The organism is Actinoplanes sp. KI2 (assembly GCF_025630775.1).
GTDB lineage: Bacteria > Actinomycetota > Actinomycetes > Mycobacteriales > Micromonosporaceae > Actinoplanes.
The window spans coordinates 1-15,532 of record NZ_JAOSZE010000035.1 but is presented as its reverse complement, the minus strand read 5'-3'; the positions used below and the strand labels follow the sequence as shown (position 1 = coordinate 15,532).

15 protein-coding genes and 1 pseudogene are annotated in these 15,532 nt (G+C 72.0%); 8 read left to right on the top strand and 8 right to left on the bottom strand.

Annotated elements, in window-relative coordinates:
• The first annotated feature begins 176 nt into the window (after window positions 1–176).
• From ODJ79_RS32375 to ODJ79_RS32350, 6 genes are all read left to right on the top strand, one after another.
• Window positions 177–1,937 (top strand): TIGR03767 family metallophosphoesterase, encoded by a 1,761-nt coding sequence (locus ODJ79_RS32375; protein WP_263027425.1) that lies wholly within the window; start codon window positions 177–179, stop codon window positions 1,935–1,937.
• 83 nt (window positions 1,938–2,020) lie between these two features.
• Window positions 2,021–2,620 carry a hypothetical protein gene (locus ODJ79_RS32370; RefSeq protein WP_263027424.1) on the top strand — a complete coding sequence of 200 codons (600 nt, stop codon included), beginning with the start codon at window positions 2,021–2,023 and terminating at the stop codon, window positions 2,618–2,620.
• Window positions 2,621–2,643: 23 nt separating this feature from the next.
• The gene (locus tag ODJ79_RS32365) at window positions 2,644–4,005 is read left to right on the top strand and encodes a CoA transferase (RefSeq protein WP_263027423.1); all 1,362 of its coding nucleotides are present in this window, start codon (window positions 2,644–2,646) and stop codon (window positions 4,003–4,005) included.
• An 83-nt stretch (window positions 4,006–4,088) separates the two neighbouring features.
• Window positions 4,089–4,649 (top strand): hypothetical protein, encoded by a 561-nt coding sequence (locus ODJ79_RS32360; RefSeq protein ID WP_263027422.1) that lies wholly within the window; start codon window positions 4,089–4,091, stop codon window positions 4,647–4,649.
• An 8-nt stretch (window positions 4,650–4,657) separates the two neighbouring features.
• Window positions 4,658–5,356 carry an alpha/beta fold hydrolase gene (locus tag ODJ79_RS32355; RefSeq protein ID WP_263027421.1) on the top strand — a complete coding sequence of 233 codons (699 nt, stop codon included), beginning with the start codon at window positions 4,658–4,660 and terminating at the stop codon, window positions 5,354–5,356.
• A gap of 49 nt (window positions 5,357–5,405) precedes the next feature.
• Entirely contained in the window at window positions 5,406–6,245 is an 840-nt protein-coding gene (locus ODJ79_RS32350) for an alpha/beta hydrolase (protein ID WP_263027420.1), read from the top strand.
• Window positions 6,246–6,385: 140 nt separating this feature from the next.
• Here ODJ79_RS32350 and ODJ79_RS32345 read toward each other — a convergent pair whose 3' ends face one another.
• From ODJ79_RS32345 to ODJ79_RS32320, 6 genes are all read right to left on the bottom strand, one after another.
• A complete protein-coding gene (locus ODJ79_RS32345; protein WP_263027419.1) occupies window positions 6,386–7,126 on the bottom strand; it encodes an esterase family protein in 741 nt (246 codons plus the stop codon).
• A 58-nt stretch (window positions 7,127–7,184) separates the two neighbouring features.
• Window positions 7,185–7,973, bottom strand: coding sequence for an ABC transporter permease (locus ODJ79_RS32340; protein WP_263027418.1), 789 nt, complete (start codon window positions 7,971–7,973; stop codon window positions 7,185–7,187).
• A 1-nt stretch (window position 7,974) separates the two neighbouring features.
• Window positions 7,975–8,763: an ABC transporter permease gene (locus ODJ79_RS32335; protein WP_263027417.1), complete on the bottom strand. Its 789-nt coding sequence runs from the start codon at window positions 8,761–8,763 to the stop codon at window positions 7,975–7,977.
• A complete protein-coding gene (locus tag ODJ79_RS32330) occupies window positions 8,760–9,779 on the bottom strand; it encodes an ATP-binding cassette domain-containing protein (protein ID WP_263027416.1) in 1,020 nt (339 codons plus the stop codon). The genes ODJ79_RS32335 and ODJ79_RS32330 overlap by 4 nt, the downstream gene beginning before the upstream one ends.
• A 136-nt stretch (window positions 9,780–9,915) precedes the next feature.
• Complete coding sequence (locus ODJ79_RS32325; RefSeq protein ID WP_263027415.1) at window positions 9,916–10,479, bottom strand: pyridoxamine 5'-phosphate oxidase family protein; 564 nt, start codon at window positions 10,477–10,479, stop codon at window positions 9,916–9,918.
• Between the two features lie 12 nt (window positions 10,480–10,491).
• The gene (locus tag ODJ79_RS32320) at window positions 10,492–11,535 is read right to left on the bottom strand and encodes an alcohol dehydrogenase catalytic domain-containing protein (protein WP_263027414.1); all 1,044 of its coding nucleotides are present in this window, start codon (window positions 11,533–11,535) and stop codon (window positions 10,492–10,494) included.
• A gap of 109 nt (window positions 11,536–11,644) precedes the next feature.
• Between ODJ79_RS32320 and ppdK the strand changes: the two genes are divergently transcribed.
• Together ppdK and ODJ79_RS32310 are read left to right on the top strand one after the other, a co-directional pair.
• Window positions 11,645–14,251: a pyruvate, phosphate dikinase gene (gene ppdK / locus ODJ79_RS32315; protein WP_263027413.1), complete on the top strand. Its 2,607-nt coding sequence runs from the start codon at window positions 11,645–11,647 to the stop codon at window positions 14,249–14,251.
• A gap of 52 nt (window positions 14,252–14,303) precedes the next feature.
• Window positions 14,304–14,633 carry a hypothetical protein gene (locus tag ODJ79_RS32310; RefSeq protein ID WP_263027412.1) on the top strand — a complete coding sequence of 110 codons (330 nt, stop codon included), beginning with the start codon at window positions 14,304–14,306 and terminating at the stop codon, window positions 14,631–14,633.
• A gap of 31 nt (window positions 14,634–14,664) precedes the next feature.
• Here ODJ79_RS32310 and ODJ79_RS32305 read toward each other — a convergent pair whose 3' ends face one another.
• Window positions 14,665–15,372: a VIT family protein gene (locus ODJ79_RS32305; RefSeq protein WP_263027411.1), complete on the bottom strand. Its 708-nt coding sequence runs from the start codon at window positions 15,370–15,372 to the stop codon at window positions 14,665–14,667.
• A gap of 69 nt (window positions 15,373–15,441) precedes the next feature.
• Window positions 15,442–15,532: pseudogene (locus ODJ79_RS32300) on the bottom strand (DNA-binding response regulator); the annotation flags it as partial.

Genomic DNA, 15,532 nt, shown 5'->3' with positions numbered 1-15,532 from the left:
CGCGGCCGCGAGACCAGGCGGGCAAAATTGACCACACCATACCGCCGAGATCCGCGAGACCGAAAGTGCACGCGCAAACACGGTCCGAGTTGGTTTGCCGGCGCACCCCCGCCGACCGGTCGAGTCCAGCCGACCGCGTGATGGTCACCATGTTGGACGGTCGATAACCTGCGGGGATGAAGCTCTGGCGGTGGATTGTCGGCCTGTTTCACCACGCCGCACCCAGCCCCGTGCCGTTACCCGGGCAGAGCGCGCTGCGGCCCGCCGCCCCGGCCGGCACGACGCTGGCACAGACCCTGCTGCTGGGCGCGGCCGGCCGCGGCGGGTACCGCCCGATCGAGCCCGGTGCCGGCGAGCCCTACCTCCGGCGGCTCGACCTCGCGCCCGGCGCCGCGCAGCCGGCCGGGCCGCGGACGCCGATCGTGGCGTTCGTGCACCTCACCGACATTCACATCGTCGACGCGCAGTCACCCGCGCGAGTGGAGTATCTCGACCGGTACGCCGATCCGGGCTCGCTCTTCGGCGGGTTCAACCGGATCAGCGGCGCCTACCGGCCGCAGGAGATGCTGAGCGTGCAGGTCGCCGACGCGGCCGTGCGGGCGGTCAACGAGCTGGCCGGGCCGGCCCTCGGCGGGCGACCGGCGTTCGCGGTGGTGACCGGCGACAGCTGCGACAACTGCCAGCACAACGAGCTGCGCTGGTACATCGACGTCCTGGACGGCGGCCCGGTCCGGCCCGACTCGGGCGACGTGACCAGGTGGGAGGGCGTCGCCGACCTGGTGCACTACGACACGCACTACTGGCACCCGGACGGCACGCCCGCCGGCCAGACCGACGACCAGCCCCGGGCCCGCTGGGGCTTTCCCACGGCGCCCGGCCTGCTCGACGCCGCCCGCGCGGAGCTGACCGCGGCCGGGCTCACCATGCCGTGGTACGCCTGCTACGGAAACCACGACGCGCTGATCCAGGGCAACATCCCCCGGGTGCCGGACGCGAGCGCGCTGGCCACCGGCGACGACAAGATCGTCGAGCTGCCCGGCGGGGTCGACATCGCCCGGCTCGCGGACGACTTCCTGCGCGGCAACGCGACGGCCCTCCGGCACGTCGAGGGCGCGGTGGTCCGCGACGTCACCCCCGATCCGGCGCGCCGCTTCGTCTCCCGCACCGACGTCGTGCGGGAGCACTTCACCACGCACGGCGCCCCGGCCGGGCACGGCTTCACCGAGGCGAACCTCTCGGCCGGGACCGCCTACTACGCCTTCGACGCCGGCGTGGTGCGCTGCCTGGTGCTGGACACCGTCAACGGCTACGGCGGCCCCAACGGCTCGCTCGACCGCAAGCAGTTCGCCTGGCTCGAGACGGAGCTGACCGCGGGTAGCCGGCAATACCTCGACACCGCCGGCAAGGTCGTCCGGCAGACCGGCGCCGACCGGCTCTTCGTGCTGTTCAGCCATCACACGGCGGCCACCATGGACAACTGGCTCGCCCCGCCCGACGCCGGCCGGGTGCTCGGTCACACCGTACGGGATCTGCTGTTGCGCTTTCCCAACGCGATCCTCTGGGTGAACGGGCACACCCACGTCAACGGCATCACCGCGCACACCCGGCCGCCCGGCTCCGCGGTGCCGGGCGGATTCTTCGAGATCACCACGGCCTCGCTGATCGACTGGCCCCAGCAGGCCCGGCTGGTCGAGGTGGCGGACAACGGCGACGGCACCCTGTCGGTCTTCGGCACGGTCGTCGACACCGCCGCTCCCCCGGCGTACGCCTGGCCGACCACCGAGCCGCTCGGGCTCGCCTCGTTCTCCCGCGAGCTGGCCGGTAACGACTGGCAGTCCCGATCCCGCCCGGTCCCGGGCGTCGACGGCCGCCGCGGTGCCCTCACCGACCGCAACGTGGAACTGGTGATCCCGGCCCCCTTCGCCGTCCCGCACTGAACCGCGGCACGAATCCGGGAGCACAACCCGACCAGGAGTTCCTAACCTGTTCTCACCTTGCGGATTCGACGGAGGCAACGGCCATGAAGGGAATCAGCGCACTCATCGTCCTCGCCACACTCACCGTCGCCGGCGGTTGCGCCGGCGGCCCGGCTCGGACCGCCACCCCGGCTCCGACCGGCACGCCACCGGCCTCCGCCGCCGCCACGCCGCCCGTGACCGAAGCCCGGCAGATCACCGCCACGACCACCGCGCCGACCGGGTGGGCGACGACCCCCGTCACGGTGCGGCACGAGCCACCGGTTCCGCCGGTTCCGGTGCTCAGCGGGATCCGGTACGCCGCGCACCCGGGCTTCGACCGGGTCGTGCTGGACATCCCCGGTCCCCTTCCCGGCTACTCGGCCAAGTACGTGCCGGAGGTCCGCAGCGACGGCTCCGGCGAGCCGGTGTCGTTGCCGGGCAAGGCCTTTCTGCTGATCGTGCTGAACCCGGCGCAGGCGCATCGGGACGACGGCACCGCGACGGTCAGCGGGACGCACCGCACCGGCCTGGCCGGCGTCGAGGCCTACGCCGTCGCCGGCGACTACGAGGGTTACGTCTCGATCGCGCTGGGCGTGAACGGCGTCCACAACTACCACATCGGCGAGCTGAGCAACCGCATCTACATCGACGTCGCGCGCTGACCCGCACGGGGCAAGATGCCTACATGGTGCCTCTGTTGGACAGCGTGCTGGCAGACCTGGGGTTGACGGACGTCGCGGGACCCCGGCTGGCCGGAGACCCGCAGCCGGCCGTGCTGGCGTCGCCGCTCGCCGTCGCTGACTGTGCGATCGTGTCCGTGGCCGCCTGCCTCGCTGCCGCCGCCGATCTGGCTTCGGCGCGCGCCGGTCGGCGGCCCGACATCGCGCTCGACACGGCACACGTGGCGGCGGCGATGCGCAGCGAGGTCTGGCTTCGCGACGCGGACGGGCGGGGCATCGACGGCTTCGCACCGCTGTCCCGGCTGTGGCGGGCTGCGGATGGCTGGGTGCGTACCCATGCGAACTATCCGTGGCATCGGAAGGCTCTGCTGGCGTCCCTCGGTGTACCCGACGGCAGCGACACCACGGTTCGGGCGGCGCTGGCAAACGTCATTGCCGCGCGGCCGGCGTTGGAGGTCGAGCGGGTCGTGTACGCCGGGGGCGGGCTGGCCGTGGCGGCCCGTACGCAGGCCGAGTGGCAGGCAGCCGGCGGGAAGCCGCCGCTGGTGAGCGTGGCGCCGCTCAGTCGTGGCTCGCTGCCACTGGCCGAACCGGGCCGGCTTCCCGCGTCCGGGTTGAAGGTACTTGATCTGACCCGGGTCATCGCCGGCCCCGTCGGCACCCGCATGTTGGGCGCGCTCGGCGCCGACGTGCTCCGGGTCGATGCTCCGCGTCGTCCGGAGTTGCCGCTGCATGCCGTCGACGGAGTAATCGGCAAGGCAAGCTGCGGCCTGGATGCCGGCACGGCGCACGGCCGGGAAGCCCTGCATCGCCTCCTGGATCAAGCCGACGTTCTCGTCACCGGCTACCGGCCCGGAGCGCTGCGTCGTCTCGGCCTGGATCCCGACCAGGTAGCGGACCGGCACCCCGGCACCGTCGTCGTGACCCTCTCGGCCTGGGGAACGGCCGGGATCTGGGGGACACGACGGGGGTTCGACAGCCTGGTGCAGGTCGCCACCGGCATCGGCTGGGCCACCAGCACCGACGGCATCCAGCCCGGCACCCTTCCCTGTCAGTTGCTCGACCACGCCACCGGCTACCTCATCGCCGCCGGCGCCTTGGCCGGGCTGGCTCGGCGGGCGCGCACCGGCGAGGCCGCGCACGTCTCGCTATCCCTCGCCAGGACGGCACGGTGGCTGCTCGACCAAGGCAGCAAGCCGGCCGGGCGGAGCACGGGCGAGGACGCGGCGCGCCAGGCCGACGCCTACCGGACAGCGCTGGGGAACGGGTGGAGCGGGATCAGCCCACCGGGTCAACTCGACGGCCGCCCGCTGAGCTGGCCGCACCTGCCACCCGCCTACCTGCGAGCGCGGCCCGGTTGGAGCTGAGGACCCGGGAAAACGGACGGTAGACCTGATCGCCTTTCTCGAACAAGGCTAAGCGCAGGGTGACCGTCTCCTACCATGAGCCGGTGAGACGGACCACCCACTGGATCTTGACCGGCGCGCTGATGGCGGCCTTCGTCCCGGCCGGCGCCGAAGCGAAAGCGGCGAGCAGCTCGGTGATCCAGGGCCTGGACCTGACCCCGACAGCGGTCGGCCGCGTCCGGGTCGGCGGCTCGGCCACCGCCGCGGAGAAGATGCTGCGCCAGGTCCTGGGCCCACCGGACAAGGCCCAGAACAGCAAGGGGTGCGAGCTCGCCGGCCCGTCAGCGGAACCGCGCCGCTTCCTTGTCTGGGGAGCGTTGACGGTGACCTTGGCACCCACCGGGGGCGCCGGCCGCCTCGTCGGCTGGACCGTCAGCAGCGGAAACGTTCCACCAGGCCTGCGCCTGCCATATCGGATAACAACCTCGACGACCGTACGCGACGCGATGCGCACCATCCCCGGCGCCACCGCACACTGGGACGACGTCTTCCAGATGTACTGGATCACGACCCCGCGCGCGGCTCGAATGATGTGGGCCGGCGACCGCCAGGACGGCACGGGCCGAATCACCTACATCACCGACGCCTTCGAACCCTGCGAATAATCGGGGGCATGGAGTCGCGGACGATCCAGGTAGGCGCTACGGCGTTGCACGTTGGAGTGACGGGCCATGGTCCTGACGTAGTCGTCCTGAGCGGTGGTCCCGGCTGTGTGCAGTATCTGGAGCGGGACGCCATTGCGCCGCGCAACCATCGCGCCTGGTATCCGGAGCCGCGTGGCGTCGGCCGGTCCGGCGGCGGCCCGCACACCATGGCAGAGGCGATCGCCGACCTCGAAGGCATTCGCGCGGCGGTCGGTGTCGGTACGTGGATCGTGGTGGGCCATTCGTGGGGGTGTGACCTGGGTGTGCGCTATGCGGTCGAACATCCGGAGGCGGTGACAGCGGTGGTCGGCGTCGCCGGCAGAGGTCCGCAGCGTGACCGGACGTGGTCCGAGGCGTACGAGAAAGGTAAGGCCGCAGAGCCCGCTGTCGAGATCGAATGGGTGCCTGCGGTGCATGCGGCTCTCAGCGACTCGTTCACCGAGTGGATTCATCGACCGAATCTGTGGCGCGAGCTGGCCGCCTGCGGCGTACCGATGCATTTCCTGGCCGCCGGTGACGACATTCGCCCGTCGTGGCCACTGGCCCAGGTCGCCGCGCTGCTTCCACGCGGGCGGTTCTCGACCGTGCCGGACGTTCCGCACGACTTCTGGTTCACCCACCCGCAGGTGTGGACCAGCACCGTCACGAACGCCTGCACAGCTTCGTAGGCATCGGCCGACTTGGCGGGCCGGTGCCGGGCGGTCCGACAATGGGACGATGTCCAGGGTGTCGACCCTCCTGCGCGTCGCGCTCGCCGTGGTCCTGCTGTGGGCGCTGGTCGTCGCGGCAGCCTGGCTGCTGCAGCGGCGGCTCATCTACTTCCCGGACCGGTCGACGCCGCCGGCTGCGGCCCGGGTCATTCCCGGGGCGCGCGACGTCACCCTCCGCACCACCGACGGGTTACGCCTGACCGCCTGGCTGGTCGAGCCGCCACCGGGGACCGCCGGACGCCGGTTGGCGGTGCTGCTCGCGCCGGGCAACGCCGGCAACCGGCTGGCCCGGGTTCCGCTCGCCACCGCCCTGGCCGGGCGCGGCCTCACCGTGCTGCTGGTCGACTACCGCGGCTACGGCGGCAACCCCGGCAGCCCGAGCGAGGAAGGACTGGCCCGCGACATCGAAGCGGCGCGGACGTACCTCGTCGAGCAGGCCGGCATACCGGTCGAACGGCTGCTGTACTACGGCGAGAGCCTCGGCGCGGCGGTGGTGACCGCGCTGGCCGCGAAACACCCGCCGGCCGGCCTGATCCTGCGCTCACCGTTCACCGACCTGCCCGCGGCGGGCCGCCGGCACTATCCGTTCCTGCCGGTGCGCCTCCTGGCACGCGACCGCTTCCCGGTGGCCGAGGAGATCGCGCGGGTCGCGGCGCCGACGCTCATCGTTTACGGCACGGCCGACTCGATCGTGCCCCCGCAGCAGAGCCTGGAGGTCGCCGGCCGGGCCGCGGGACCGGTGCGGGTCGTAGCGGTCCACGGCGCCGACCACAACGACGCGTCCCTGCTCAACGGCGCCCAGCTCATCGACGCGATCGCCGAGCTGGCCGGTCCATTGTCCGGATAGGCAAGAGCCGCACCAGGAGGAGCCGGACGTGCTCGACCCCACCGAGGTGGAACGGCTGGTCCGCAGCGATCGCCCGGAGGACCGGCACCGGGCCGGCGTCGCCGAGAACGTCGGCGCGCGACGCCGGCCCAGGAGCCGTCTCAGCAGAAGCGGGGCAGGTGGTGGGCCAGCTGGGCGCGCCAGGACGGCCAGTCGTGCGGCACGTCGTAACCCCAGAGATCCAGTTCGTGCCGTACGCCCTTGGCGGCCAGCAGTCCTGCCATCCGCCGGGTCGAGTCCAGCGAGCCGGTGGTGTCCTCCCACTGGCCCTGGCCGCAGACGAGCAGGATCGAGAGCCGGGAGCGCAGCCAGTCCAGGTGGTCGCCGTGCAGGTTGGCCACGTACGCCATCGGGTTGTTGAAGTAGACCGCGTCGCCGGGCTCGCCCCAGCCGCGCCAGGTGGTCGGGTCGTAGTTGCCGGAGAAGCAGAGCGCCAGCGGGAACAGGTCGGCCCGCTTGAAGGCGAAGTTGAGGGCGTGGAACGCGCCCAGCGAGCACCCGGCCGTGACGATCTCGGCGGCGTCGCCGGTGTCGGCCCGGATGTGCGGCACCACGGCGTCGAGGACCCATGACTCGTACGCGCCGTGCCGCCGGGCGCGCTCCTCGAGCGGGAGGTCGGCGGCCGACCAGGTGCCGCCGTCGAACGAGCCGGCGCAGTAGAGCTTGACCCGGCCCGCGTCGATCAGGTCCTCGACCGCCGACACCATGCCGCGGTCGGCGAACTCGCCCGCGTACCCGCCCTCGGAGGGGAACACCAGCACCGGCCGGCCGTAGTGCCCGTAGGCGGCCAGTTTGCCCCAGGCCCCGGCCGGCGACTCGAGGTCAGCCATGTAGTGCCGCATGCCGTCATCGTGCCCCAGAGTCTGTCTTGCCGCTCACGAGGGAGCGGCAGGACAGACCCTAATTCCCGGCGCTCTCGTAGCGGCGCAGGCCGCGCTTGAAGATGAACGCCGCGACCACGGCGCACCACGCGGCCGCCAGCGGCGTCAGCAGGCCGACCCACGGCGACGACCCGGTGTCCAGCAGGTACGCGATCGGGAAGAAGCTGACGAAGGCGAACGGCAGCACCAGGCCGAGCACCGCCTTGAGCGCGAACGGGTAGATCGACAGCGGGAACCGGGCCAGGTCGCCCACCTGGTGCAGGGCGAAGGCGAACATCGGGCTGGGGCTGGACAGCCAGAAGCACGCCGAGTTGGTGGCCAGGTTGATCGCGACCTTGATGACCACCGAGCTGATCAGCAGCAGCACGCCGAGCACCGCGAGCCAGGGCGTCCACTCGATGTCCGAGTGGGCGAGACCCGCGCCGATCATCAGGCCGCCGGTGACGATGTTGCTGAGCCCGTTGATGCCGATCTGGGCACTGCTCGACTGCAACACCACGGGGTAGGGCCGGACCAGGCAGTAGTCCAGCTCGCCGCGGTTGATCTGCCAGGCCAGGCTCCACATGCCGTCGAAGAACAGCGAGCCGACGCCCTCGGCCAGCGCCACCGCGCCGAACATGGTCAGCACCGACCAGAACGTCCAGCCGTTGATCACCGGGACCTTCGCGAACAGCGCCGACAGGAAGACGATGTTGACCACCTGGATCAGCACCGTGGCCGCGGCCAGGATCAGGAAATCGGCCTCGTACTCCAGAAGCGACCGGAAGTGGGCGCCGAGCAGCCGCCGGTAGAGACGTACCGTACGCATCTCAGCCTCCGTTCACGGTGAGCCGGCGCAGCGCTTTCCGCCACACCAGGCGGGCGCCGAACCACAGCACGAGCACCCACGCGAGCTGGACTCCGACCAGAACCAACCCATCCCGTACGCCGACGCGACCCAGGAAGATCAGCGCGGGGGTCGAGGTGAGCCCGGCGAACGGCGACCACTGCGCGAGGGTGGCGAGCCAGTGCGGCAGGTACACCAGCGGGATGAGCGCGCCGGAGAGCAGGTTCACCACGGCCAGCCGCGCCCACTGCACGCCCATGTAGTTCTGGGTCCAGAAGCAGGCCAGGGTGCTCACGTACACGATCAGGAACTTCAGCGGTACGAGCAGCAGCATGCTGACCGCGAACAGGGCCAGCGCCGGCCCGGCCGGGGTGTCCACGCCGCCGCCGGTGAGCGCCAGCGCGACACCGACCACGGCGCCGATCAGCAGCAGCTCGATCCAGAGCCCGCCGATCGACTCGGCGAGCCGCGCCTTCTGGTAGTCGATCGGCTTGACCAGGTCGAGCGCGACGTCGCCGTCGAGGATGCGGAAGGCCATCCGGAAGTCGCCGAGGATCGACACCAGGGTGCCGGCCGCGAACGCCACGAGCAGGTAGGCGCGCATCTGCGGCCAGGTGAAGCCGTTGACCGGCGCCTCGGCGAGGATCACGTGCCACACCGCCAGGAGCGCGACGAGCTGGACGAGGACCGCGCCCATGCCGAGCAGCAGGCTGAACCGGTACGTGAGGGCCGCCCGCGCGGTGGCCCGGGCCAGCGCCCGGTAACCGTTCACCGGTGCGCGCCCGTCTCGTCGAGCACCAGGTCGCCCGAGTACACCCGGCGGATCACGTCCTCGATGCTGGGCTCGTCGACCCGGAAGTCGACCAGCTCGGTCAGGGCCGCGAGCGCGGTCACCGCCTGGCCGGCCGTCATCGCGAACCGGTCGAAGCGCACGGCGTACCGCAACGGGGTTTCCTCGGCCGTGACCTCCGCGCCCGGCAGCGAGTCCCGCAGGGTTTCCAGCGGCACCGGCTGCGCCGTCTCGACGTGCAGGATGCGCTCGCGGGCGAACCGGTCCTTGACCGCCTCGAGGTCGCCGTCGAAGATGATCCGTCCCTTGTCGATGATCACCAGCCGGCGGCAGAAGCCCTCGATGTCGGCGAGGTCGTGGCTGGTCAGCATGACCGTGGTGCCCTCGTCGCGGATGCCGCGGAAGAACTCGCGGACCCGGTCCTTGACGGCCAGGTCGAGGCCGATGGTCGGCTCGTCGAGGTAGACCACCCGCGGGCCGTGCACCAGCGCCGCGGCCAGGTCGGCGCGCATCCGCTGGCCCAGCGACAGCTTCCGGCCCATGATCGGCAGGATCTCGCCGAGCTCGAGGACCTCATCGAAACGGGCCAGCCGCTTGCGGTAGGTGGCGTGGTCGATCCCGTAGATGTCGCGCAGCACCGCGAGGGACTCGGACACCGGCAGGTCCCACCAGAGCTGGGTGCGCTGACCGAAAAGCACACCGATCCGGTACGCCACGGTGGTCCGGTCGTGCTGCGGGTGCAACCCGTCGATGCGCACCTCGCCCGCGGTCGGCACCAGGATGCCGCTGAGCAGCTTGACGGTGGTCGATTTGCCGGCGCCGTTGGGCCCGACGTACGCCACCGCCTCACCCGCCTCGATGGACAGGTCGACGTGGTCCACCGCGACCTTGTCGGTGTACCGGCGGGCGAACAGGTGCTTGACCGAGCCCTTCAGGCCCGAGCCCTTGTCCGGGCGGCGGAACACCTTGGTGAGGCCACGAGCCTCGACGATCGGCATGCGAAAGCAACCCCCGTATGGATGCCGGCATTGAGAAGCATCACCCTACGGAACCGGTTCCGGGTTGCAATCCATTTACCGGCCTGGCCCGCATCGCGCGGCAGCCACCGGGTGGACGCCGGCTGCAGGCCGCGGCCTACCGCTGACCGGCGCCGAAGGCCGGCAGCCCGTCGATGCTGTGCCCGTTGCGGGTGCTCCGGTATTCCGCCAGGTCCTCGTCGCTCTTCCGGTCGGCCCAGCGGACCAGCAGGTCCCGGTCGCCGTCGTAGGTCATCAGCGGCACCTGGTAGCCGCAGGAGTCGCTGACCCGCTCGACGGCCACCTCGATGACCGAGCGCAGCCCTCTGGCCGGCTCGCCGGGAAAGGCCGCCACCAGCTCGGCGAACCCGTCCTCGCCGGGCAGCACGGCCCGGCCGTGCCCGTGCAGCCGGACGATCTTCGGCGGCCCGTGGAAGGCGCAGGCCATCAGCGTGATCCGGCCGTTCTCCCGCAGGTGCGCGATGGTCTCGGCGCCGCTGCCGGTGTAGTCCAGGTAGGCGACCCGGTGCTCGTCGAGGACGGCCAGGCAGCCGCTGCCGCCCTTGGGCGACACGTTGACGTGCCCGCCGGGGCCGCTCGGCGCGGTGGCCACGAAGAAGACCGGCTGCTCGAGGAGGAACGCGCGCAGCCGGTCGTCGATCGATTCGTAAAGCTTGCTCATGTCTTCAGGGTGTCATGCCCGGGACAGCACGACCTTGAGGGCGCCGGTGTGGGTGGGGTCGGCGAAGACGTCGTACGCCTGCATGAAGTCGTCGAGGCCGAACCGGTGCGTGACCATGTGGCCGAGGTCGAGCTGGCCGGCGACGAGCATGTCGAGCAGCTTCGGCGTCGAGTACGTGTCGACCAGCCCCGTGGTGATGGTGACGTTGCGGATCCACAGGTCTTCCAGGTGCAGCGTGGCCGGCTTGCCGTGCACGCCGACGTTGGCCAGATGGCCGCCGGCCCGTACCAGCGTGGCGCACAGCTCGAACGTCTGCGGGGTGCCGACCGCCTCGATCACCACGTCGGCGCCGAGGCCGCCGGTCAGCGCGCGGACGGTCCCGAGCGGGTCCTCCACGCCGGCCACGACGGTGGTGTCGGCGCCGAACAGCTTGGCGGCCTGCAGGCGGCTCTCCGCCTTGTCGATGACCACGATGTGCGCCGGGGAGTAGAGCCGCGCGGTCGCCACGGCCGCGAGCCCGATCGGGCCGGCGCCGACGACGGCCACCGTGTCGCCCGGCCGCACCCGGCCGTTGAGCACGCCGACCTCGTACGAGGTGGGCAGGATGTCGGCGAGCAGCACGGCGGACTCGTCGCTGATCCGCTCGGGCAGGTGGTAGGTGGACAGGTCGGCGAACGGGATCCGGGCGAGCTCGGACTGCACCCCGTCGACCAGGTGGCCGAGGATCCAGCCCCCGCCGCCGAGGCACTGCCCGTACGCGCCCTCCCGGCAGAAGCGGCAGATGCCGCACGCCGAGATGCACGACGCCAGCACCCGGTCGCCCGGGGCGAGCCCACCGACGCCGCTGCCGACCTCGACGACCGTGCCGACCGCCTCGTGGCCGAGCACCCGGCCGGCCTCGACCTCGGGCACGTCGCCGCCGAGGATGTGCAGGTCGGTGCCGCAGATGGTGACGGCGTCGACCCGGATGATCGCGTCCCGCGGGTCGCGGATGGTGGGGTCGGGGATCTCGGTCCAGGCACGAGCGCCGGGCCCACCGTAGACAAGAGCCTTCATGGTGGCCTCCTTTCCTCCACCGTCGTCCCCGCGTGGCCCGCCCACTAGGGACCTGCGGCCCTACTGGGCGGGACCCATGCGGGCCTACTAACAAAGGGAGGAGGCAGTGATGGCCACGTACGTGTACGACTTCATCGAGGGGAACAAGGATCTCAAGGACCTGCTCGGCGGCAAGGGCGCGAACCTCGCCGAGATGACCCGGATGGGCCTGCCGGTCCCGCCGGGGTTCACGATCACGACCGAGGCGTGCCGGGAGTACCTGCGCACGAAGTCGATGCCGGCGGGGCTGTTCGCCGAGGTGGAGCACCACCTGCGGCAGATGCAGGCCCGGATCGGCCGCACGTTCGGCGACCCGCACGACCCGTTGCTGCTGTCGGTGCGCTCGGGCGCGAAGTTCTCCATGCCCGGGATGATGGAGACGATCCTCGACATCGGGCTCAACGATGCCACGGTGGACGGCCTGGCGCGGCAGAGCGGCAACGAGCGGTTCGCCTGGGACTCCTACCGGCGGCTGATCCAGATGTTCGGCCGGACGGTGTTCGACATCCCGGCCGGCGAGTTCGAGGGCGGCGACGACCCGCGGGAGCTGGTCGACGCGTACAAGAAAGTCTTCCAGGCGCACACCGGGCGGGAGTTCCCGCAGGCCGTGCACGAGCAGCTGTTCCTCGCGATCAGCGCGGTGTTCCGGTCGTGGAACTCCGAGCGGGCGGTGCTGTACCGCCGGCAGGAGCGCATCCCGCAGGACCTGGGCACCGCGGTGAACGTGATGGCCATGGTCTTCGGCAACCGGGGCGAGGACTCCGGCACCGGGGTCGCGTTCACCCGCGACCCGGCCACCGGCAGGCGCGGCAGCTACGGCGACTACCTGCGCAACGCGCAGGGCGAGGACGTCGTGGCCGGCATCCGCAACACGGTGAGCCTGGCCGAGCTGGCCACCTTCGACCGGGGCAGCTACACGCAGCTGCTGTCCATCATGCAGCGGCTCGAGCAGCGCTACCGCGACCTGTGCGACATCGAGTTCACCATCGAGAACGGCAAGCTGTGGATGCTGCAGACCCGGGTCGGCAAGCGCACCCCGGCCGCCGCCTTCGTGATCGCCGCGCAGCTGGTCGACGAGGGCACCATCACCCTCGACGAGGCCCTGCACCGGGTCACCGGCGAGCAGCTCGCCCAACTGATGTTCCCCAGCTTCGACGACGCCACCGCGCCCCCGCCGCTGACCACCGGCGTGCCCGCCTCGCCGGGCGCCGCGGTCGGCGCGATCGTCTTCGACTCCGCCGCGGCGGCCGCCGCGAAGGGCCCGGTCATCCTGGTCCGTAACGAAACCAACCCGGACGACCTGCCCGGCATGATCGCCGCTCAGGGCATCCTCACCGCGCGCGGCGGCAAGACCTCGCACGCGGCCGTGGTGGCCCGCGGCATGGGCAAGACCTGTGTCTGCGGCGCCGAGGAGCTGCGGATCGACGGCGAGACGCTGACCGTCGGCGGCCGGACGCTGTACGCCGGCGACGTCATCTCGATCGACGGCACCAACGGGCGCGTCTACCCCGGGACGGTCCCGGTGCACCCGTCAAAGGTGGTCCGCTACTTCGAGGGCGAGCTGACCGCGCACGGCGACCCGCTGCTCTCCGCGATCGAGCGCCTGATGATCCACGCCGATCACGCCGCCCGTCTCGGCGTGCACACCAACGCGGACACCGCCGCCGACGCGGCCCGCGCCCGGCGGTTCGGTGCCACCGGGGTCGGGCTGTGCCGCACCGAGCACATGTTTCTCGGCGGCCGGCGGGTGCTGGTCGAGCGACTGATCCTCGCCGACAGCGACGCCGAGCGCCAGGACGCGCTGGACAAGCTGCTGCCGTTGCAGCGCGCCGACTTCGAGGAACTGTTCGCGGCGATGGACGGGATGCCGGTCACGGTGCGGCTGATCGACCCGCCGCTGCACGAGTTCCTGCCGTCGCTGGAGGAGCTGACCGCGCGGGTGGCCCGGGCCACGGCGCTGGGCGAGGACCCCGGCCGCGACGGGGTGCTGCTGGCCGCGGTGCGCCGGATGCACGAGCAGAACCCGATGCTCGGGCTGCGCGGCGTGCGGCTGGGCCTGGTCGTTCCCGGTTTGTTCGCGATGCAGGTGCGTGCGGTCGCGGAGGCCGCGGCGGCCCGGGTCGCCGCGGGCGGCGACCCACGGCCGGAGATCATGGTGCCGCTGGTCGGCGCCGTTCAGGAGCTGGAGATCGTACGGTCGGAAGCCGAGGCGGTCCTGGCATCGGTGCCCGGCGCGCCGCCCATCCGGATCGGCACCATGATCGAGGTGCCGCGCGCGGCGCTGACCGCCGGGCAGATCGCCGGCGCGGCCGAGTTCTTCTCCTTCGGCACCAACGACCTGACCCAGATGACCTGGGGCTTCTCCCGCGACGACGTCGAGGGTGCGTTCTTCGGCCGCTACCTCGGGCTGGGCATCTTCTCGATATCGCCGTTCGAGTCGATCGACAACGACGGTGTCGGCGAACTGGTCCGGATCGCCGTCGAGCGCGGCCGCGCCACCCGAGCGGACCTGACCGTCGGGGTCTGCGGCGAGCACGGCGGGGACCCCGCCTCGGTGCACTTCTTCCACGACGCCGGGCTGGACTACGTGTCCTGCTCCCCGTTCCGGGTGCCGATCGCCCGGCTCGAGGCCGGCCGCGCGGCCCTGACCGGGGCCACCGGCTCGGACAGCCGCTAGGAGCGCAGCGATGAACCCGCAAGTCACCGTCATACCGGCTCGGAGCGACGCGATGAGCCCCGGAATCACCGTGATGCCGGTGATGGACGGTGACCGCCAGGTCGGTGCCTGGCTGGTCGGGCCGGACTCGGCGACCTACCGCCCGGTCGTCGACGTCACCCGGCTGGCCGGCGCCGCCCTGGCCACGGCGGCCGCGGTCGCGATCGCGGCCTCCGCGGTGGTCGCCACGGCCCGCCGCCGGCCGGCGATCGGCGCCGTCACGATGGGGCCCGGCGGGTGGGTGAGCGTCAAGCGCTCGGCCTGCCCGCCGCTGCGCGACGGCTCGCCCCGGCCGTGGTGGGCGCGCCTGCTCGGCGCCCACCGCCTGGTCGTGCGCCGCTGAGGCGGCTCGGCAGCTCGGCGAGGCGGCGAGGTCAGCCGACCGCGGTGCCGACCAGCCCGCCGATGCCGTAGGTCACCGCCATGGCGACGGCGCCGCCCAGCACCAGCCGCAGCACCGCGCGGCCGGGCCGGGCACCGCCGAGCCGGGCGCTTAGATACCCGGTCGCGGCGAGCGCGGCGACGACCACGACGAACGTGACCGGGACCCGGGCGCCCGGCGGCGGCAGCAGGATCGCGACCAGCGGCAGCACCGATCCGGTGGTGAACGCGACGGCCGAGGCCAGCGCGGCGTGCCACGGGTTGGTCAGCTCGTCCGGGTCGAGGTGCAGCTCCACGTCGGCGTGCGCCGCGAAGGCATCGGAGTCGGTCAGCTCCCGGGCCACCTGCCGGGCGGTCGCCTCGCTGAGCCCCTTCGCCCGGTACAGCTCGGTGAGCTCCGCCAGCTCCTGCTCGGGGAAGTCGGCCAGCTCGCCGCGCTCCTTCTCCAGCAGTGCCCGCTCGGTGTCGCGCTGGCTGCTGACCGAGACGTACTCGCCCAGCGCCATCGACACCGCGCCGGCGACCAGCCCCGCGACACCGGCGGTGAGGATCGGCCCGGTCGAGGTGGTCGCGCCGGCCACGCCGACGACCAGGCCGGCGGTCGACACGATGCCGTCGTTGGCGCCCAGCACCCCGGCCCGCAGCCAGTTCAGCCGCCCGGACAGGGCGTCGTCGTGCGGTTCACCGGGATGCGTGCTCACGGCGGCTCCTCGCCTCAGTGCTGCCCGCACCGATTCTGGCCCATGCCCGGCCGTGCGGCACGAAGGATGTCAGCCGTGCGGATGCTCGCCGAGCAGGCGGGTGGCCAGCACCGCCGCCTGGGTGCGGCGCTCCAGGCCCAGCTTGGCCAGCAGGCTCGAG